At 48.6% G+C, this 21,895-nt stretch carries 15 protein-coding genes and 2 pseudogenes; 9 read left to right on the top strand and 8 right to left on the bottom strand.

Going from position 1 to position 21,895, the window contains the following annotated elements:
• Window positions 1–135 precede the first annotated feature (135 nt).
• The 9 genes and pseudogenes from MKZ35_RS04980 (at window position 136) to MKZ35_RS04940 (ending at window position 13,084) form a co-directional block, all read left to right on the top strand.
• Entirely contained in the window at window positions 136–825 is a 690-nt protein-coding gene (locus MKZ35_RS04980; RefSeq protein ID WP_482512093.1) for a hypothetical protein, read from the top strand.
• A gap of 305 nt (window positions 826–1,130) precedes the next feature.
• A complete protein-coding gene (locus MKZ35_RS04975) occupies window positions 1,131–2,351 on the top strand; it encodes a glycosyltransferase family 4 protein (protein ID WP_482512092.1) in 1,221 nt (406 codons plus the stop codon).
• Complete coding sequence (locus MKZ35_RS04970; protein WP_482512091.1) at window positions 2,348–3,673, top strand: O-antigen ligase family protein; 1,326 nt, start codon at window positions 2,348–2,350, stop codon at window positions 3,671–3,673. The genes MKZ35_RS04975 and MKZ35_RS04970 overlap by 4 nt, the downstream gene beginning before the upstream one ends.
• A 4-nt stretch (window positions 3,674–3,677) precedes the next feature.
• Complete coding sequence (locus MKZ35_RS04965; RefSeq protein ID WP_482512090.1) at window positions 3,678–4,631, top strand: nucleotide-diphospho-sugar transferase; 954 nt, start codon at window positions 3,678–3,680, stop codon at window positions 4,629–4,631.
• A gap of 232 nt (window positions 4,632–4,863) precedes the next feature.
• Window positions 4,864–5,958, top strand: a complete 1,095-nt coding sequence (locus tag MKZ35_RS04960) for a glycosyltransferase (RefSeq protein ID WP_482512089.1) — start codon at window positions 4,864–4,866, stop codon at window positions 5,956–5,958.
• Window positions 5,959–5,985: 27 nt separating this feature from the next.
• Window positions 5,986–6,822: a glycosyltransferase family 2 protein gene (locus MKZ35_RS04955; protein ID WP_482512088.1), complete on the top strand. Its 837-nt coding sequence runs from the start codon at window positions 5,986–5,988 to the stop codon at window positions 6,820–6,822.
• A 1,028-nt stretch (window positions 6,823–7,850) separates the two neighbouring features.
• Window positions 7,851–10,559 carry an Ig-like domain-containing protein gene (locus tag MKZ35_RS04950; protein ID WP_482512087.1) on the top strand — a complete coding sequence of 903 codons (2,709 nt, stop codon included), beginning with the start codon at window positions 7,851–7,853 and terminating at the stop codon, window positions 10,557–10,559.
• Window positions 10,560–10,951: 392 nt separating this feature from the next.
• A complete protein-coding gene (locus MKZ35_RS04945) occupies window positions 10,952–12,070 on the top strand; it encodes a GDP-mannose 4,6-dehydratase (protein WP_482512086.1) in 1,119 nt (372 codons plus the stop codon).
• A gap of 65 nt (window positions 12,071–12,135) precedes the next feature.
• Window positions 12,136–13,084: pseudogene (locus tag MKZ35_RS04940) on the top strand (GDP-L-fucose synthase family protein).
• A gap of 88 nt (window positions 13,085–13,172) precedes the next feature.
• Here the strand turns inward: MKZ35_RS04940 and MKZ35_RS04935 are convergent.
• The 8 genes and pseudogenes from MKZ35_RS04935 to MKZ35_RS04900 form a co-directional block, all read right to left on the bottom strand.
• Window positions 13,173–14,378 (bottom strand): glycosyltransferase family 4 protein, encoded by a 1,206-nt coding sequence (locus MKZ35_RS04935; protein WP_482512085.1) that lies wholly within the window; start codon window positions 14,376–14,378, stop codon window positions 13,173–13,175.
• A gap of 6 nt (window positions 14,379–14,384) precedes the next feature.
• The gene (locus MKZ35_RS04930; protein ID WP_482512084.1) at window positions 14,385–15,749 is read right to left on the bottom strand and encodes a glutamate-1-semialdehyde 2,1-aminomutase; all 1,365 of its coding nucleotides are present in this window, start codon (window positions 15,747–15,749) and stop codon (window positions 14,385–14,387) included.
• Between the two features lie 56 nt (window positions 15,750–15,805).
• Window positions 15,806–17,146, bottom strand: a complete 1,341-nt coding sequence (locus MKZ35_RS04925) for a DUF4910 domain-containing protein (RefSeq protein WP_482512083.1) — start codon at window positions 17,144–17,146, stop codon at window positions 15,806–15,808.
• An 81-nt stretch (window positions 17,147–17,227) separates the two neighbouring features.
• A complete protein-coding gene (locus tag MKZ35_RS04920) occupies window positions 17,228–17,824 on the bottom strand; it encodes a PIG-L deacetylase family protein (protein WP_482512082.1) in 597 nt (198 codons plus the stop codon).
• Window positions 17,825–17,869: 45 nt separating this feature from the next.
• Entirely contained in the window at window positions 17,870–18,685 is an 816-nt protein-coding gene (locus MKZ35_RS04915) for a glucose-1-phosphate cytidylyltransferase (protein ID WP_482512081.1), read from the bottom strand.
• A gap of 107 nt (window positions 18,686–18,792) precedes the next feature.
• A complete protein-coding gene (locus MKZ35_RS04910; RefSeq protein ID WP_482512080.1) occupies window positions 18,793–20,073 on the bottom strand; it encodes a methyltransferase domain-containing protein in 1,281 nt (426 codons plus the stop codon).
• A 127-nt stretch (window positions 20,074–20,200) separates the two neighbouring features.
• Window positions 20,201–20,697, bottom strand: a pseudogene (gene rfbC / locus MKZ35_RS04905) (dTDP-4-dehydrorhamnose 3,5-epimerase).
• Window positions 20,698–20,806: 109 nt separating this feature from the next.
• Complete coding sequence (locus MKZ35_RS04900) at window positions 20,807–21,892, bottom strand: NAD-dependent epimerase/dehydratase family protein (protein WP_482512079.1); 1,086 nt, start codon at window positions 21,890–21,892, stop codon at window positions 20,807–20,809.
• Window positions 21,893–21,895: the final 3 nt, after the last annotated feature.

The raw sequence follows: 21,895 nt of genomic DNA, 5'->3' as shown, positions 1-21,895 counted from the left end.
TAATCTCAATTTTTGCACTTGATGAAACCTAATTACTCTATCCTAGTTAGCAGCACTGATAGCTACTCTGATTGTTGGGTGCCTTTTTTTACACTATTCAAAAAATACTGGCCAAATTACCAAGGGAGAATCTTTTTGAGTACTGAAACTAAAGACTTCTCCTTTCCGGGCCTCGATATTACGTGTACGCAGGTAGCACGCTTTACAGGAAGTGCCAACACCCCTCATGGAGAACGCTTATTAGAAGCCTTCAAGCAAATTGATACCGATATTGTGGTGTATTTGCATGAGGATATGTTTCTAGACCACTACGTACCTAAAGAAAAGGTACAACAGTTGGCAGATACCATGCTTGGGCATCAAATGACTTATGTAGGTTTGGTGGAAAGTGGAAATCAAGGGCCATTTCATCCAAGTGATTTTCCTGATTTATGGGAGGTTGATCATTCTGATTCGTACTTATTTAGTGCAATGGCATCCATGTGGAATATAAGACGCATAGCACGTTACTTTCGCCCTCATGAGAATCCATGGCAAACAGAGTTTTACATCAACCGTCGGGTGAAACCTACTAAAGAACGCTTCTACACCATTAATCGTGATCTTTATTCTTATCCCAATCACGCTATCATTCCATTTGCTCCAATCACCGGTATTTACAGGGGAAAATGGCACCGAGATGCAGTAGTAGAATTGTTCACGGCAGAAGGAATAGAGGTGGACTATTCTCTTCGAGGGTTTTACACGCCAGGCACTGATGACGTGGACCCCCCAAAGGAGCTCTCATATAGAAAGCTAATATCGATTGTTAAGTCTAGAATATGATGAATATTGTTACTCTAGTCTTTGCATAGACGATACCAACACGCCAAACTCGCTGTATCCACAATTACTTAATATAAGCGCTCCTGTCTGTACTTAGTCGCAGAGTAGTGAACCGTGATTCCCAATTCTGAAAATTGCCCGCTCGGAAGCGCTGGCAGATTACTTAGGCAGCTACTTGGAGGTTTCGCACTCAGTTTGGCGGCCACGTCGTCTTTTAAACCTCCACGGCTATTGATAATTGCTAAGCGGTTACTCCATCGATCCGCTCCTGCTAGCCGTACCCTTTCCTATTGACGCGTCCTGCTATGAAAATTGGACTTTCCACCCCTATAGATGTCAATGCATTACGTCCTTACCTAGATGTCGCTGATGCTGTTATTCCTAGTGGTATGGGGGGCAGTGCCATCACTCCATTAGTTCAAGGATTACTCGAGGCTGGTCACCAAGTGTCTATTTATTCATTAGATCCAAAGGTCACAACCCCAGTAATACTACGCGGTTCTCAACTGACAATTTATCTGGGCCATTTTCGGCCACATGCGCGTCACCGTTGCCCAGATCTGTTTAGGCAGGAAGGAAAAGAATTAGCTCGGTTTATTCATCAGGATAAGCCAGAAATTGTTCATGCCCACTGGGGTTATGAATTCGCATTAGGTGCTCTGATGAGTGGTTATCCTCATCTGATCACTCTTCATGACAATCCGTGGCTGGTTTTAAGGTATGTCCCTGATGCTTATCGCGTGGTTCGTCTCTTGCTCAAACTACGGATTTTACGTTGGGGGAAGCACTTTACTGCTGTCTCACCGTATCTAGCTGAGGCATTGCAGAGTAAGACTCGCCATCCAGTAGTAGTGCCCAATGCGGTTCGGCCAGCTCCAGGTGCTCCTCACTCATTTCCAACTGTCTCTCGACGTCGCATTATTTCAATGCTGGCAGAGTGGTCGTCACTAAAGAATGTAAAGTCAGCTCTGCTGGCATTTCGCGAAGTGCGCCAACGTCTGGGTTCAGACGTTGAATACTGGCTATATGGCGCCGACTATGGCCCTAATGGGCCAGCTCAGCACTGGGCTGAGACACATGGTGTAGCTGATGGCGTTCACTTTGCAGGGCAAGCTACACACACCGAAATGGTTACTCTTTTGCCCCATTTTGACGTAATGCTTCATCCATCACGTGAAGAATCATTTGGAATGACCTTGGTGGAAGCAATGCAGGCTGGCGTGCCTGTGGTGGCCGGAGCCAAATCTGGAGCAGTTCCTTGGGTACTCGATAATGGAAAGTATGGGGTGCTTACCGATATTAACTCTCCTGCAGCAATAGCTAAGGCTTTGTGTCATTTGCTGACTCAGCCCCAACTGTATGAGCAACTAAGCAAACAAGGAATTATCAGCGTGCAGGAAAGGTTTTCGATTCCCATCGTCACTGCGGCCTATGAGCAGCAATATCGCCGAATACTCGGTCAAATTACCCCCAGACTATATCCACCTTGTCTTACTAATCTGCGCTTCTTACGATTACTGCCATGAAGCTACGTTATCGGTTTTTATATGCACTTCCCCTGCTGACCATATTGATATTGGACCTTCTGTTCTCTTCACTTATCACTGGTCCTATAGCGGTGGATGCGATGGGGAACGCGGGACCATCGCCACTTGATGGCTACCCTCCTATGGTCATTGTGGGTAGCATACCCTTGAGCATACTTTTATATAAACACCTAAGTGGAATAGCACGCTATATATTCTGGTGTGCCCTAGCGGGTATAGGCTTTCTTATAGCCGATTCATACTTGCACTATGATGTACCTGCTGTTTATCCGCATGTGTTTCAGAAGATCATGGTCCTCTTTACCCTACCTGCCATTTATGGGATCTATAGAATAATTGGGCGTATTACACTCCCCGATCTCATAGGAATGATCTGGGTAGCCTTAGTTCTCAATGTAAGCATTATTAATCCTAAAGCCCTTAGCATGGGGGCCTTTGTCAACCACGAACGGGGATTGGTGGCATCGTCCGTCTATCTACTTGTTTTGCCATTGCTCTTTCATTTTAATAACTACCTGCAAACGCGCAAACAGATTCAACTCGCACTTTTTTTTGTGGCTGCGATAACTATTCTGTTTTTTCAGCACCGTACAGTGTGGGTAGTATCTGTAATTTCTTTAACAATTAACGTTGTGCTGTTATCCGGTGCAGCCAGACAGCGTCTAAGTTTTAAGGCGCTACTACCTCTATTCGCCATTCCTGTTCTATTCCTGATCTTAACGCTGACAACGTTAGCAGTGTCAAATCCTAAGATCTTAACCAAAATATCTAATAATATATCTGACATTGAAAATTACGATAAGCAGGGAACCGGAGGGTGGCGCGCTGAACAGGCACGGTCTTATTGGCCTTTCATTGTCGATAATCCAATAGCAGGTATGAGATTCAGAGGATTCGAACTACCCATCCAATTTTATGATCCTGACCAACCAACGTTAGTCGTTTTCCCCGATGGTAATGGGCACTTCTTACATAGCTTTTATATTGACTCTTTGTTCTATTTCGGCATAATCGGATTGATACTTTTGTCTATGCCTCAGCTATATGCAATACTTCAGTTGCTAAGACGTCCTGCTATGGATGCCGAAACGCTGACGTGGTGTATCTTCACCGCTACTAGCTTGGTATACAGCTACTCGTACGCCTTGCCGCCTTATTTTTATGGCTTGGTAGGTTTTGGTTTCTACCGGATAAAAACCTTAGCGACTCTCGCTTCTACTCATTTAGTAGAAAACAAGGTTCCTATCTCTGTTGGCAATGGTACACCCCAGAGTGAACCAGCCATTCATTATTCCACCTGATTCCATGCTCGTCAATTCCTCTTCTCATCTCGCCGACGCGACGAACGGTTCAACACCTCGCTCGGCGGTTTTGTTTTTGGTATTCAATCGTCCCGATGTTACGGAGCGCGTATTTGCTGCCATTCGTGTTGCGCAACCGCCCCGCCTATACGTGGCAGCTGATGGTGCTCGCCCAAACCGGCCAGATGAGGCAGCAGCTTGTGAAACAGTACGGCGCTTAGTAGAAACTGGAGTAGATTGGCCCTGTACTGTTCACACCCTTTTTCGCGAACAAAATCTCGGTTGCCGAAATGCGGTCAGTACCGCCATAGATTGGTTTTTTCAGTATGAAGAAGCTGGTATTATTCTAGAAGATGACTGCTTACCTCACCCCTCTTTCTTCACTTACTGCGAAGACCTGCTTCACCGTTATCGCGACGATACGCGGGTGATGCACATAAGTGGCAGCAATATCATGCGGGGCTGGGTTCACGATTCCGACTACTCTTATTATTTCTCTCATCATACTGCTATCTGGGGCTGGGCAACTTGGCGTCGGGCGTGGCAGCATTACGATGCGGCCACACCATTACTCCCTGAAATCCAGCGGAAAAACTATTTGTGGCGCCGGTTTTTTAACCCGTTGGATGCCCGTATGCTACTCCGTCCACTTTGGGCTACGCATAATGGCCAGTTGGATACTTGGGATTATCAGTGGTCTTTCACAATGCTTGTGCAATCAGGCCTGAGTATTATGCCTAATGTTAATCTTATAAGCAACATTGGCTTTGGGAGCGCAGCCACGCACACTTTTAACACCTCTCATCCTTGGGCTAACCTACCTGCTGAGCCAGTATCAAGACCCTTACGTCACCCAAGCTTCGTGATTCGCGACACCGTTTCTGACTACCGAGAGCTACGTGGTACTCTTCGCGATAAAATAATGGCCCGTCTGCGTTCTGTAGCTACCCTGCTATAAGCATGATGATGTTGTATATCACTATAAGACTACTGTTATGCTAAACAAAATAATTACTCTTGATTAGAGCAAGAAGGTGATTAGTATAATATGTCCTACGATTATGATAATTTTTGTTTCCAGCTCCTTATTGTTTTGAGCGTTTAGCCTACTGCATAACATGCTCCCCCCGACTCTACCTGCGCCGAAAATACTCCATATCCTACATTCTCTATGCTTCAGTGGTGCTGAAGTGATGCTTCGGTTGGCTGCTCCCACGATACAAGCTCAAGGTTTTGAACAGCATATGCTGGCCGACGGCGCTGTAGTCGGTGACTATGCTCCTACTTTGCAAGAAGCCGGATTCATAGTACATCATCGGCCTTATAGAAATTGGTCAATACTGCATTTATGGCGCTTATACTGCTTTTTAAGGCAGCACCAGTTTACGGTAGTCCATAATCATACTGAACAAAATTTTTTTTGGTATTTGCTAGTAGCACGATTCGCGCGTGTTCCTCGCCTTGTGTCTACGATACACAATAACTTTGTCTTTCGTGGGCAAGTGCGCTGGCGTCGTGGCACTTACCGCTGGATAGCACGACGGTTATTCGGAGCAACTTTCACCGCTATCGGACCTTCAGTAGCTCAAGTCGAAGCCCACACTTATTATAACCCTACTGTTCTGGTGCCTAATTGGCTTGACGAGCAACACTTCATACCTGCCCGTAACGCAACAGAACGAGCAGAAGCACGTCAGCATTTCGCTATTCCCGATGATGCCGTGGTCGTAATCTCAGTAGGAGGCTGCTCTCCTATTAAGAATCATAAAGTCATTTTGGAGGCATTGACAGTCTTACAATCGAGGGTGGTCCACCAATTGATTTATCTACATGTAGGCGAAGGGATTACTCACGCAGCGGAGCAGCAACAAGCACACCAGCTGGGAATAAGCAATACTGTAAAGTTTGTGGGACAAACGCATAATGTGCGTCAAGCTTTATTAGCCGCTGATATTTACGCAATGCCCTCCTTGTTTGAGGGATTAAGCATCTCGCTCCTTGAAGCGTTGAGTTGCGGCGTGCCCGCAGTGGTATTTGATGTATACGGGCAGCGCGACTTAGTAATTGAAGGTCAAACTGGCCGCTGTGTCCCAACAACTACCGAAGCATTTACAGATGCCTTGCAGGAATTGATTGAGCAACCTATCCTACGCCAACGTTATGGCAAAGCCGGCCGTGCATTTGTTCAACAGCACTATTCTATGCATGATTCTCTTTCCAAACTACTGCGTCTCTATGAAACTTCAGTTGAAAAAGATGTTTCAGCAGTTCAACCAACTATATAAATTTAGTTGAGTTACTAAGCTTTTATTATGCTCTACATTGTCATTCCGGTTTTCAATCGCCTCTCCTTTACTTTAGCCTGCCTGGACTCATTGCGTAAGCAGACTAATCAAGATTTTAAAGTGGTAATAGTAGACGACGGCTCTACAGATGGTACCGCTGCTGCCTTAGCGGCAAAGTACCCTGAGGTAACAGTACTCTTCGGCACTGGCTCTTTGTTTTGGACTGCAGGTGTAAACTTGGGCTTACGCTACGCCTTAGACCAAGGGGCCGATTGGCTGATGACCATGAACAACGATGTTATCGCCTATCCTGATTTTGTCGCTAACATGAAAAAGGCGGCCGATAGCCGTCCACCTGCACTTTACGGCGCTTACGAATTAGATGCTGTTACGCAAGAGCCCATTTACAGCGGCGGCTGGAGCAATTGGGCCACAGGTAGCTTTAAACGGCTATTAGATGATCTGGCACCAGATCAGCGTCGGGGGCAATGGCCCAGCCAAAACTTACCTGGTCGAGGTTTGATGATTCCTCGCGTTGTATTTGATCGGATCGGCTTGTTTGCGGCCGATATTCTCCCACATTACTATGCTGATTACGATTTTACACATCAAGCCCGCTTAGCTGGCTTCGAGGTGTATATGAATTTCGACGCTCGCCTTGGCACATATCCGGACGAAAGTGGCGACCAACACAATCGTCAGCGAAAGAGCTTACGCAATTACTATAATCACCTGTTCAGCATAAGAGGCGGAGCTAACCTTCGCGACTTCACTCAGTTTGCCCGTCGTAACTGCCCACCTATTTATCTTCCGCTGTTCCTAGCAACTGGCTATATGCGTCGAATTATCGGATACTGGCGATAAGCGCTGGGTCTCGTATAACCCCATCATAGAAAAAGCCCCCACCAGTCCCGTCGTACGATATCGTACGACGGGACTGGTGGGGGGCTTTTTCTATGATGGGGCTACGTGGAAGTTCTGTCAGAGCAAATCTAATTACTGTGCGTCTACCAAGCTATAATCATACTGTTCATGCATGACCTCTATTATCTTATAAAGTGGTACCAAGTACAGCCTTATCCTTTAAAAATTATATTTAATATTTTTGCACTTATCCGGTATAGCTAATAAACAAACCCTAAAGCGACAATTAATTTTAATATTTCTAAGTCTATATGTGCAATTTAAGGCTTTGGATAGTAAAATTGTTCAAAAATAATCCCCTTTATTGTTGCTAAACGATGTTTTTATCTCTTATATTTATAGAAGTAATGTTAAAGTCAACAATGGCAAATAAGAAATATTCCACTTGTTTGTTTCTGAAATATGGTTCGGTCATTGCAGATCCGTACGCAGCAGCTGTATTATGTACAATTACTTAATTTGGTTTACAATGCATTTTGGCAAGTAATCAGTACTTAGAAAAGGGGTTCATATCCTCTCTAACTTACATTTCACGCAAATCCATATAGTAGTAATTTAAACTCAAACCAATGAAGCAGTTCTACTCTAGAAATTTCATCCACTGGCTGTCATCTGCATTTGTGCTCCTATTTATGCTAGGTCCAGGGGCACTATTATCCCTGGCACAGTCAACAGGTATCATTTACAATGGGCCCATCTCTATTACCAAAGGCGGAACATACACTGGTAACTGGCAGAGTCTCGACTCTAGAATACCCGCCATCTCAATTGAGACAGCGGAACCGGTAATTATTGAGAATTCGAATATTCAGAGCGCAACTATTCTCATAAAAGCGCATTATCGGAATAACGACGTTACCGTTCGCAATACACGTGGCCTCGCTCTCCGACCTTCGTTGGATAATGTGAGACAGGGACGCTTCATTGATGCGAATAATTTCAAAAATGTGCGTTTAGAGCACAACTATATGGAGCAAACCTCTGGTATCTACCTAGCTGCCTACGTAGGTGACAAGAGTGCTAACCAAACGATCAAGGTGCTCTACAATCAAGCACGTAATATTGATGGACGCTACCGCAACGGAGGTAAAGAGCAAGTTCAATTTGTGCAATTCAATGGCTTACACGGCCTGCGCGGAGTTGAAATTGCTTGGAACGAGATAATTAATACGCCTAATAACAGTACCGTTGAAGACAACTTTAACTTTTATAAGTCGAACGGCACTGCTGACAGCCCCTTCCTAATACATGACAACTTTATCAAGGGCGCTCATCCTATACCTGCAATAGAAGCCGGTTACTCAGGAGGAGGAATAATGCTAGGTGATGGAGATCCAGGCTACCTAGAGGAAGCCAGCGCCTTTATGAAATGCTATAATAATCAAGTAGTAGGCGTGTCAAACTACGGTATTGCAGTATCAAACGGTCATGATATAGAAATCTACAACAATCGTGTTGTTACCAGTAGCTATGTTGATGGCCAGTATAATAATGGTGCTAACGTAGGTATGTTCACCTGGAATAGTGGAGGCGGCAGCGTTGATACCGATGCTCATTTCTTTAACATCTCGGTCCACGACAACCAAATTGGCTATGTAAACAAAGGAGGATGGCAAAGCAGAAATGACTCCTGGTTTCGCAACATCCACCACAATAAGAATAATACTGCCCTTCCTAACCCTATTACCGCTGAGACAGAACAAGCAGAATGGACTTCTTGGTTAGAGAAAACCAAGAACCAGAATATTACTCCTGGTTTGATAGTAGCAGCCCCTGCACCGGCCCCGAACGTAGCACCCAGCATTGCCTTGACCGCTCCGACCACTACTGTGGCCTTGACCGTGGGCCAAAGCCAGGTGCTGACGGCTACGGCCAGTGACGCGGATGGCTCCGTGCAGAAAGTAGAGTTCTTCCAGGGCAGCACCAAGCTGGGCGAAGTGAGCACGGCTCCTTATCAGCTGAGCTGGACCGCCGCCACGGCCGGCCCCGTCGCCTTCACGGCCCGTGCCACCGACAACGCCGGCGCTACCGCCACCTCTGCCCCTGTCACCATTACCGTTAGTCCGGTTCCAACTCCTGTTTTCGCGCCTGTGCCCGTTGCTCCAAGCAATGCGGCCTTCTACCGGGCAATCAACATCAATGGAGGGGCTATTACTTTGGATGGCAACAAGTGGGAAGCCAACAGCAGCGCCGTTAATGTACGTATTGATGGCGAGCCCTACTCCAACCAAAACGTCACACTTAATCCAAGCACTGACGCAGTTCGCACTCAAATGATCCGCTCATCAATAGGAAGTCAGAATGCAGGCATTGAGTTCTCTAATGTTTCCAACGGCAACTATTTCGTATATCTATACATATGGGAGGATAATTTCTCAATGCGTTTTAATGTTAGCGTGCAGGGTCAATTAGTTCAGAGCAATGTCATTAGCGGCTCAGCTGGTAGCTGGACTCGACTAGGACCATTCGCGGCGGCTGTTACCAACGGTCAGTTGAGCATTGGTGCTACCGGTAATGACAACGCAAACATCTCCGGGGTAGAAATATGGAAATCTACTATTGCTCCCGCACCGGCCCCGAACGTAGCGCCCAGCATTGCCCTGACCGCTCCGACCACTACTGTGGCCTTGACCGTGGGCCAAAGCCAGGTGCTGACGGCTACGGCCAGTGACGCGGATGGCTCCGTGCAGAAAGTAGAGTTCTTCCAGGGCAGCACCAAGCTGGGCGAAGTGAGCACGGCTCCTTATCAGCTGAGCTGGACCGCCACCACGGCCGGCCCCGTCGCCTTCACGGCCCGTGCCACCGACAACGCCGGCGCTACCGCCACCTCTGCCCCTGTCACCATTACCGTTAGTCCGGTTCCAACTCCGGCGCCTGCGCCCGCCCCGAATCCTACACCAACGCCTACTCCTGCTCCTATTCTGGCGCAGCTATATCGGGCAATCAACGTTAATGGAGGGGCTATTACTTTGGATGGCAACAAGTGGGAAGCCAGCAGTAGCGCCGCCAATTTGCAACTTAGCGGCACCTTATTCACCAATGAGAAAGTTAAGCTGCGCTCAAACCCTGATGCCACACGTGCGCAGATGATTCGCTCATCGGTGAGCGGACGTAGCGTAAAGGTGCAACTCGCAAATGTGCCCAACGGTGTCTACAACGTATATGTGTATGTGTGGGAAGATAACAAACCAGAGCGTTTCAGCCTAGCACTAAACAATAAGACTGTTCTTACAAACTATAATAGCGGTGCGACTGGCAACTGGGATAAGATAGGTCCTCTGGCAGTTACAGTCACGGACGGAACCCTCCGATTAACGAGCACTGGTGGCGATGCCAACATTTCAGGCGTCGAAGTTTGGACTGCCCCCGGTAGTGCACCGATTCCTAGCAGCACACCAACTTCTATAGTTACTACGAACTCAGTTTCTACGCAATCATTCCCTAACCCTTTCGAGGACGTTGTAACTATTCAGACACAGCTAAAATCGGCTGAAACGATGAATGTAGCCCTCTTCAATCAAGTTGGTCGCCTGATACAGAAACGTAGTATTAGCTTCAGCGCTGGTATTGCCCAAAGCAGCATCGATATGAGCACTCTGAACCTACCCTCAGGTCGGTACTACTTAATGTTTATATCAGGCTCTTTAGTGGGTAAAACAATCAAACTAACTAAGTAATATCTTTCACCTTCCATTTTTATATTCTAGTAAAAAGCCCGGCCAAATTGGTCGGGCTTTTATTTTGTCCCTATCTAAGACGAGAGTTACATTCTACTTACGGGATGAGTAACAGCATGCGAATAGGGGACAATTTTTACTACCTATGACTAGGTCAAGATAAGCAAGTTGCACTATGCACTTTAGCAAGATAAGAGCAGAATACTGAACCATATTTGATTGGACATATTTCAGCATAATCCTCTATTTATTAGATAATTAACTAACACAAAATGATTACTTAACAAAGTGAATGATTTAATTTTTACATTAATTTATTGCACTATAAAATATTGCAAGTACATTTATTGACAAATAATTGCTGTAGGGCTATATAGTTTCTTCATTTGCACATGAAAAGGGCTTTAATAACTGGCATAATGGGGCAGGATGGCTTTGCCTTGGCCGAGTTACTACTAGAAAAAGGCTATGAAGTGCACGGAATCAAAAGACATGCTTCTCTGTTCAACTACGGGCGAGCAGATGTATCGTATCAGGCTGGTTGCCTAACCAATGTCAGCTTCAACTTGCATTATGCAGATCTGACTGATGCTGCTACGTTCATTCGACTTATGCAAGAGATTCAGCCAGATGAGATTTATAATCTCGGGGCTGTATTGTACATGAACGCACCTTTCGAGACGCCTGAGTACACCATGGAAGTAAACGGCCTTTGCACGTTACGAATTTTAGAAGCTGTTTGCTCTACTAACCTCGTCGACAGAGTTCGTATCTATCAAACTGCCACACCACAAGCGAATACTACCTTACAGCAATTAGCGGGCGCTAAGACAAAGACCAAACCTCAACACACATTTTTCCCTCACACTGGCAATAAACTTTTCAGTCACGAACTCATAACCAAGTACCGTGCAGCCTATAAGATGTATGCCTGCAATGGGTCTTTGTTCAATTGTGAGTCCCCTCGTCATGGCGAAACGATTTTGATTCATAAAATAACTCAGGGAGCGGTTTGTATTGCGTTGGGCTTACTGGGTACCTTGTACGTAGATTCATTTGAAGCGCGCCACGACTGGGGTCATACCCAGGAATATGCGGAAGCTATTTGGCGTGTCTTGCAGCAAGAAGCACCCGAGGATTATGTTATTGCTACGGCCGCGAATACTACTATTCGTGAATTTGTACGATTGGTTTTTGCCGAATTAGGAATCGACCTTGTGTTTCAGGGCGACGGTGCAAGGGAGGTTGGTTATGTGATGGCATGTCACAACCATGATTTTGCTCTTATGCCAGGTCAAACTGTTGTTGCTATAGATTCAACCCATTACCGTTCACAAACCGTAGAACCCTCGTTGGCAGCAGCCAGCAAATCCCGGCGTCAATTAGGCTGGAAGCCTCGCCACAACCTTCATTCATTAGTACAAGAGATGGTTCAACACGACTTACGCCTCTTTAGTCGTCAGACTTCCTTGATTAAATCTGGGCAGCAAGCGTTGCTTCAACCCAGCTAATACCCCTAATACGCCGCTTTCCTACCCCACCTTACCGTTCTTTTCTTTCGCTTTACATTTTTCCGATGGAGTTATCTGCCAAAATATATATTGCCGGTCACCGCGGCATGGTTGGCTCAGCCATTGAACGCCGCCTGCGAGCTGCGAGCTACCAAAATCTGGTGACGCGTACTTCTCAAGAGTTAGACCTACGCGACCAAGCTGCAGTTGCAGACTTTTTTGCTACCGAACGACCAGAATACGTTTTCCTGGCTGCCGCGCATGTGGGGGCATTTATGCTAATAGCACTTACCCATCCGATTTTCTTTATGACAATCTGATGATTCAGGCTAACGTATTACAACAGAGCTATGTTCATCATGTTCAGAAGCTTCTTTTTTAGGTTCATCGTGCATTTACCCACGCTTGGCATCGCAGCCCTTGCGTGAAGAATACCTGCTCACCGGTTCATTGGAGCAAACAAATGAGCCATATGCAATAGCTAAGATTGCCGGTGTGAAGCAGTGCCAAGCCTATCGCCGTCAGCATGGCTGTTCGTTTATCTCGGCTATCCCCACGAATATCTACGGCCCTCACGACAACTACCACGCTCAGAACTCGCATGTATTGCCCGCGTTGCTACGCAAGTTTCACGAAGCCCGCATGAACGAGTCACCGACGGTAGAGGTGTGGGGCACAGGCACGCCCCGCCGCGAATTTCTGCACGTTGATGATTTAGCCGATGCCTGCCTGCATCTCATGCTACGCTATGATGGCTCAGAACCCATTAACGTAGGTACCGGTGAAGACATTTCCATTGCCGACTTAGCCCGCTTAATTCAGCGTATAATTGGCTATCGAGGCAAGTTGCGCTTTAATGCACTGATGCCTGACGGCACACCCCGTAAGATTTTGGATGTCAGCAAATTAGCATCAATGGGATGGCGTGCTTCCACTCCTTTAGATAAAGGCTTGGCGGCAGTATATGCTCTGGCAGAATGGGAGTCAGAGCCCCAATCTGTACCTGCTACATGAGGTAGAAGACTAACTATTGATACAGCAAAAAAGCCCCCCATATATGTGCTGGGGGGCTTTTTTGGTTATACTTGGGTATTACGAAGAGCTAAGAATATAAAGCCTTTTTAAGCTTACCTGCGGCAGCCCGTTCAGCCAATACAGATTGGTAAATAGTAATTAACTGCTGGTAATTCTGCTCGGGAGAGTAGCGCGTATCATACGACTTGCGCGCATTCTGACCAAGCTTGCCCGCGAGTTCGGGGTCACAGCCCAATCGCTTAGCTTGTACGATTAGGTCTTGCGCATTGCCAGGCTCAAAATGCAAGCCATTCACCTGATGCTGAATTATTTCCTCTAGCCCACCCAGCCGCGAAGCTATCACGGGAGTACCAGCGGCGAATGCTTCCAATACCACTAGTGGCATTCCTTCATACCACGTTGACGCCACAATTAAGGCGCGAGCGTGTTGGAGTGCTGCTGCCACCGTTTCGCGTGTACTAAAACCGGTATAAGTGATGAAAGGGCACTTAGCGGCCCGCTCTTCCACTTCAGAGCGCAAGGGACCATCACCAATGATATGCAAGGGAAACTTTCCCTTTTCTGCAGCGCTCAGTAAAACCTCGATCCCTTTTTCGGGTGTCAATCGACCAATAAACAGCAACTGCTCTTGGCGTTGGGCCGGACCGATGCCACAATCAGGCACCGAATTTACCTTTATAACTACTTGCTCTGGCCTCAGTTTAAGGGAGGAATTAATGATAATATTGCGAGCAAAGTCGGTGAGTACCAAATACCTGTCAACTTTCTCACGCCAGGTTCCTAGTAGCTTATGAACGCCGGTCATAATAGCAACTGAAGCAGTCTGAGCGCGAGAATTTCGATAAACACCTCGTCTGATAGCATCCCAGGGCAGTATTTTATTTACGCTTTGCTCATAGATCTGACCACCAGTATATAGAATAGCGCTGGGGCAGACCAGACGATAATTGTGCAACGTGGTTACTACGGGCACGCCAGCAGCAGCGGCAGCATAGAGCAAAGAAGGCGACCCAACTGGAAAGAAATTATGCAAATGAATAATCTCTGGCTGATAAGACTCGATTTTCTTTTTCAGCAAGCGGGCACTGACTGGATTGTACAGACTTTGTACGCCAATAAGCAGTTTGTCCCACGCGGATTGTATGTGGTCGTTATCGAACTCTAAGGTATCAACCGCATGACCGTGAGCCCGAAGCAGCTCTAGCTCAGCCTTAAACACCATATCCTCACCGCCGGCCTGTTGATACCTGTTATGAATCAATAAAATTCGCATACCTGTTTAATTGCGTGCACGATACACCGATTGAACTGGGCGGCCTACCAGATATTTATCAATTCCTTCGTCCAGAGCTCGGCGATAAACTCCCAAGGCATCATGCACGCGCTCAATGGTAGTATCTACTACGGCTGGTGTATGGGAATAACTGATCACAAATGATGGCAGCAACAATCCACGACGCAAGGTTTCTTGTAAGAAGAGGGTCCGGAAAGCCTGAGACGGTTGTCCCTGCGCATCGCGTGAGCCATAAAAAAGGCAGCAGCTTTGCCCGAAAATCGGGACATTGTCTTCTAAGTTATGGTCTCGTACGGCCGCTAGTAAGCCTTGCCGCAACCGTTTGCCTTGTTCATTTAGATGCGCTATTACTGGCTCCTGCCTATACACCTGCATAACCGCCCGAGCGGCTGCTAATGAGTGTGACTCGGCGCCATATGTAGTGGAAAGCAGGAATACCCGGTCCCGATCTTTCTGCCGCAGCCCACCTAGCTCCATCAATTCACGACGGCCAGTCAGAGCGGCAATAGAAAATCCATTACCGAGAGCTTTGCCAAAAGCACTCAGATCAGGGCTGACCCCGTGTACACCCTGCCCGCCGCTCACATGCGAGCGAAAACCCGACACTATTTCGTCGAATATCAGAATTACTCCGTTTTGGGTGCAGAGGTCACGAACAGCCTGTAGGTAGCCTGGAAGCGGTGGCACGTCGCGCTCTACTTCCATTATAGCCGCCGCTATTTTATTAGGATGGGCAGCAAACAAGGTAGCTAAGGAATCAATATCATTATAGCGAAAATGCAGTGACTGTTCGCGAACGGCTTGTGGAATACCCGCACTAACAGCTGTGGTGCCAATAAACCAATCATCAACCGAGAAAAACGGGTGGTCAGCACAGACGGCTATCAGGTCGCGGCCTGTGTAGGCACGAGCCAGTTTGACAGCAGCGCTGGTAGCATCGGAGCCATTCTTGGTAAACTTAACCATGTCGCCGGCCTGGGTCAGGTCCAGAAACTCCTCGGCTGTTGCCAGCTCAAGAGTGGCGGGCCGCCCAAAGTTCACGCCCCGCGTCATCTCTGCCTGAGCCGCAATGACAATCGGAGCAAAGGCATGGCCTAGCGTGACGGAACGCAGGCCCATACCATATTCAATAAACTCATTGCCATCCACATCCCACACCCGGCAGCCCTCGCCCCGTTCGATGTAAGGCGCCATGTGTTCCGGAAACTGGTCATCGCCCTTTGCATAGGTATGACTGCCACCAGGAATTACAGCGTGAAAGCGTTCCTGTAGCGCTTGAGAGGCAGCGAAGCTCGGCTCGGGGTGGCCACTGCTCACAGCCACAGTAGCAGGATTGGCGGATAGGTTCATGGCAGATGATACTTAACGACAAGCAAATAATTTAGTAAACCTGACCTGTGCCTGCTCTACGCGACGCATGCGAGCAGGTCACAAACCAATAAAGCAGCGGCGGCTCGCTCTATTAGGCCGTAGGGCAAGGCAGATTGCTCGGCTATATCAAGCAGAGAATGTTCTTCGTCGGAGAGGTTTAGCACCCAAAGTAACGCCATCTGCCAATCGGCGCCTTCCGTACCGCCGCCAACGCCTTTGTAGAGCCCACGCCGGCCTAACTGAGGCTCGCCATAAGGACTGAGGTTGCGGTAGCGTATATTGGTTTCGAGCACGTTACACACCTGGCTGAACACTTCTATAGCTTGGCTCAGGTGCTCGGGGCGAACAAAATCGAGGTTATCGGCAGAGGTGTGGTATTCGGCAAACTCGCCAAAAGGCGTGCGCGAAAGACAACCGACAGGCAGGTTAAAACCTGGTGAGCAATATTGCCGCTCATCGTAGCCATAGGGTGAAAAGGGGCGTATTTCATGTGGTAAGCTCGTATCGCGCAATACTATGGCTACGGCCCGGTCGACATCGGCAGCACCCCGGCGCGATTTCTTGTAGGTAAAATTGCCAGGGCCACCCAAGAGCGTGGCAACTAACCCATGCTGTATTTGCTGTACAGTTTCTGTGTTTCGGCTGAGCCACGTAATCGAGCCAATAGTGCCAGGAATAAACACGAACCTGTATGAGTAACAGTGTGGCTTCTCAGCTAAGTGACGAGCCAAAAATGTAGCCACCGCAATACCTGACAGATTATCATTGGCCAGCGAGGGATGACAGCAATGGCAAGAGATTAACACCTCATTCTCACTGCTTCCGGGCAGCAACAGCTCTCCATAGGTCAAAGCACCCGCAGAATCCAACGTGCTGTCGATGCAGACTTCATACCGGCCTTCCGGGAGAGCTAAGCGGTCGTGATGAGCCAGACAAAAGCCCCAGTTAGGTTGATAATACGAAGTGCGATATGGAACAAGGTCGGGCTGATCAGGCAGTGAAAACAAGTGCTCATCGAGCTCAGCCCGCGTGAACCAACCCTGCACGGGCGTACTATAGTTGAGTACATGCAGGTTATGCTGTTGAAAATCAATAACCCGCTGCCCTTGCTCGTTCTTCACCCACGCATCCCGAATGTTCCATTCAGCAGGCACTATCCAGTCGAGCGCGGGCGTACCACTGGGCACTTCATGGATTATTAGCTCGGGCAGATATTCCTGCAGAATAGTCAATGTTTCGCGCACTCCGTTGCCGGTAATGCTACGGCATATGGGAAACAACCGCTCCATAAGCCCGAACGGCATATCCGACTGCTCGCCGTTTAGCGGCCTTGAGTAGATGGTCTGGGGGGCATTTTGCGACGGCAACGAATTCATAAAATAGGCGGCGGTTAAAGGCAAGGCTCGGGTGAGCGTGACTTATACGCGAGTGAATTGTAAATCGCTTTGTTTAACCAGCTAGAGCACGAATTTACGGACGTAAAAGGCTTCTGCATAGCGACTAGCGCATTGAATACCCCGTAGGCGCGGTAAAGCGCGAAAGGTTTCGTCGTCATACCAGTGCTTCGTGCTTTGAGTAGGAAAGCCTTCGCGCAATAAAGCTAGCTTTTGATTGGTTATCTCCTCCGGTAAGGCCACGAAGCAGGCAGGATTACCTAGGTCGCCGTCGTATTTCGGAATTTCATACTCCAGAATGAAGTGGCTGCGAAAGGTGTTCCAAGTCAATTCTGAGATGAGGCGGTGGTCTTGGTGCAAATCGTGCTGATAGTGAGTAAAGATGATATCCGGCTGAAAGTCTTTTAAGCGTTCGAACTCCATTTTGATAGCTTCGGCGGCCAGCGGCAAGTGGCCGTCACGGAAGCGGTGAATGGTGATAACCGTCGTACCAGTCGGCGCGGCCCGCAAAAACAGCTCGGCACTGGTCTGGGCCTCACGGGCTCTCTCCTCGGTGGCCGCAAATACTACCCAGCGCACGGCCGCCACGCGCCCTTCCCGCAGCCAGTGCAATACTGTGCCGCCAGCCCCGATTTCAATGTCATCACAATGAGCACCCAAGCACAGCAGTTTTTGCCCCCAGTCTCAGAGTCAAAGCCAGCCGCCTCATGCCAACTGTAAGCGGGAAGCAGGCCGCAGTTGAGGAGCTGCGCGCCACACTTCCCAGGGTGCGTTACCCTTGGCATGCAGTTCGTCGAGCACTTGCTTATCTTTAAAGGTATCCATCGCGGCCCAGAAGCCGGTGTGGCGATATGCCTTGAGCTGCTCCTCTTGGATAAGTCGCTGGAAAGGCTCGTTTACCAGCTCTTCACCGGGTACGATGTAATTAAAGATTTCCTGTCGGAAGGCAAAAAAACCAGCATTTATATATAATCCTGACTGCGCAATGGGGCTAATGCTTTGCACTACCTCACCCGGGCCCAGCGTTACCATATGAAAGCTTTGCGTGGGTTGATACGCCATGAAGCTGGCTACTCGACCGTGAGCGTGAAAATCGTTGAGCATCATGTCTAGGGGCAGGTCGGTGAGGGCATCAGCGTAGTTTGCCAAAAACTCGGTTTCGCCCGCCAGAAAGGGCTGCACAGCCAGTAGGCGCTGCCCAATGTTGGCATTGATTCCGGTATCCACGAACGTGATATTCCAGTCGTCAATGTCTGAATTGAGCAGCTCTACCTGCTTGCCGCCCTTTGAGTACACAAAATTGTTGGACAAGCACTCATTGTAGTTCATGAAATACTGCTTCACCATGTCAGCTTTGTATCCCAGACACAGGATGAAGTCTTTGTGGCCATAGTGCGCATAATAGCGCATCAGGTGCCAGAGGATGGGCCGGTAGCCCAGGGGCACCATTGGCTTGGGGGTATTTTCGGAGAATTCGCGTAAGCGCATTCCGAAACCACCGCAGAAGAGGACGACTTTCATGAAATGTTTATATATTTCACAATCAACAATGAAGTATGTCGTCAAATAATCAATTTTCAATCCATAATATAGATTTTATGAATATATCTTCACTTCTGGAATAGGCACTACAAATTTGCCCCCCAACTGCGAACCTCTGCCATTTGCTCCATAATTTCCTCCCTTAGATTCCAAGGCAGAATCAGTACATAGTCAGGTTTGGTTTCCTTGATATGATTGGGATGGAGAATAGGAATACGCGTGCCGGGCAGGAAGTTACCCTGCTTGTGGGGGCTCAAATCGACGGTATATTCCATAAAGTCGGTGCGGACGCCACAGTAGTTAAGCAGGGTATTGCCTTTGCCGGGCGCGCCGTAGCCGGCTACTTTTTTGCCCTCGCGGGCCGCCTCAATCAGAAAATCCAGAAGCTTACGCTTTGTTTCCTTGGTTTTTTCCTCAAAGGCAGCATATAACGCTAAATCAAGGATTCCGGCCTCTACTTCCCGCGTCCGCAGCTCGGTAACGCGCTCCGTTACCGGCTGAGCCTCATGGGCTGTGTGGCGGGCAAAGATGCGTAGCGACCCACCGTGAGTAGGCACCTCCTCCACATCGAACAGCGTGAGACCATGATGCGCAAAAATGCGCTCTACCGTATTGAACGACAAATAGGAGAAGTGTTCGTGGTAGATCGTATCAAACTGATTTCCCTCAATCAAGCGCAGCAGGTGCGGAAACTCCATGGTGATTACGCCTTCGGGCTTCAGCAACACCTGCATTCCACCCACAAAGTCATTGATATCAGGTACGTGGGCCAGCACGTTGTTGCCCAACAGCAAATCAGCCTGGCCTACCGTTGTTGCAATGTGCTGTGCCGTATCGCGCCCGAAAAAGCGGACCATCGTGTTAATGCCTTTGGCCTGAGCGTGCTCGGCTACGTTGGCGGCGGGCTCCACTCCTAGTACTGGAATGCCTTTTTCTACGAAATACTGGAGCAGATAGCCATCATTGCTGGCGATTTCTACTACCAGGCTATCAGCATTAAGAGCAAACCGCTCGGTAGCCATATCGGTGTAGCGCTGGGCATGGCGCAGCCACGAAACCGAATAGGAAGAAAAGTAAGCATAGTCGTTGAAAACCTCCATAGGACTCACAAACTCATCCAGCTGCACCAAAAAGCACTCGTTGCACACGCGTGCGTGCAGTGGGTAAAAGGGCTCGGCCAGATTAAACTCAGATGGCCGCACATGGTTCTGACACAGGGGCGATGTACCTAGATTAACAAAAGTGGTGGTAAGTGGTGTGCCACAGAAACGGCATGGACTAGCAGGCGGCGGTCCGAATTCTGGGTGTGCATCCTCAACCGAACTAACAGGCGTAGATGAGACAGACGATGAAGTAGATATTCCCATAATGCAGGGCAAGAAAAATTTGGTTTAAAAGCTAGAAAAGCAAATCAGCGGCATATACCCCAGTTTGACTACAACTTGAGAGACGCCCTACAACTTTGGGTAAAGCTTATTACTAAAGCTCCTCCTTTTACAGCCTGATTGACATCTGGACATCCGGATGATTACGGTCTTTTTCAGAAAGCAGCACGGGTTCAAAAGGCCATTCGATTCCAATATTCGGATCGTTCCAGCGTAGGGCCCGCTGAGCATTAGGCGTATATTTAGCTGATATCTGATACGCTACGTCGGTGTTGTCTTGCAGCGTGATAAAGCCGTGCGCAAAGTACGCAGGGACAAACAGCATGCGAAAGTTGTCGGCGGTTAGCTCTACTCCCAACCACTGCCCGTACGTTGGCGATTGCTCACGCATATCCACAATCACATCGTAAATGCCCCCCGAGTGCAACGCACAAGCTTACTTTCGCCGTGGGGGGCAATTTGATAGTGCATGCCCCGCAACGTACCACGCCGGGGATTCGAGGATATACTTGCCTGGACGGGCGGCTGCTGAATGCCGTGTGCGGCAAACTCATCCTCGCACCACGCACGAGCAAAAAAACCTCGCTCATCCGATAACCGCTCCATATCGATGATAAAAGCGCCGGCTAGCTTAGTTTCAGTAAAAATCATTGCCTAATCAAATAAAAGCACCCAAACGCAAATCATATTGCTTGGCGCCTCGGTACATAAAACGCTAAGCGCTTATAGCGTCGGCGGCAACCGACGCATCAGCCCACTCCAGATCGGCTGTTAATTGCCCGCTTTCGCGTAGAGCAGCAAGCACTTGTAGGCGCATAAGTTGCGAAGAGCGGAAGCTGGCATCGCGGAAGTCTATACTCACCAAACCATCGCGCAGTTCGGCTATAGTATCTATCAAGGTGCGCTGCGGTTGGTGCTGGGGGGCTAATTGTCGAAATAAGCTGAAGTCGACGCGGTAAGAACGCTTATCAGGTGGCGCGGCAGTATTCAAACTTACCGTGGTGCCCGGAATGACCGTCGCTACCGCCTCCGCCAACTCACGCACTTGGTAGTTCCAGTGGTCAGAGCCAGCGTTTATAGCCAGAAAATCGCCACCGTTATCAGCCTCGCGGCTGATGGCCCACTCAATAGCCCGCGCCATATCCTGCACATGAATAAGTGGGCGCCACGGCGTACCATCGCTAAGAATATTAATCTCTCCCGTAGCTACCGCGCCAGCTACGAAGTCATTGACCACCAGATCTAATCGCAAACGGTCGCTCCACCCGCAGGCAGTAGCAAAACGCAAGCAGGTCACGCAAAAATTCGCATCGGCCAGAGGAGCCAGAGCTTGCTCGCTTAACACTTTAGAGCGAGCATAGGCCGTAAGTGGGTTTAGGGTGGAAGTCTCCGTTTTGGCGCCTTCGCCCCCGGCTCCATACATGCTACAGCTGCTGGCGAATACAAAAGCGTGCACACCAGCCTCTTTGGCCCTTTGTGCCAGCCCGATGCCCGCCTGATAGTTTACGGCTAAGGTTACATCCTCATAAGCCAAGCCCATAGGGTCATTGGAAATAGCCGCCAGATGCACAATGGCATCGACACCTTGCAGAAGCTCCGTGGGCAAATCGCGTACGTCACCAAAATGCTGGCGGTCAAGGCGAGACTCAGGCAAGCGAGCAGCACCCGTAAGACAATGGGCAAAAAAGCCCGTATCAAATCCAATCAGCTCAGCCGTGGGAAACTCCTGCCGCAGGTGGCGCACGACGCCGGGCCCTACATAGCCCATATTACCAGTGATGAGAATGCGTTGCGGTTTCATATC

This window comes from Hymenobacter sp. R533113 (genome assembly GCF_056835965.1).
The sequence above is the reverse complement of the archived record's forward strand: the minus strand, read 5'-3'. Positions and strand labels throughout refer to the sequence as shown.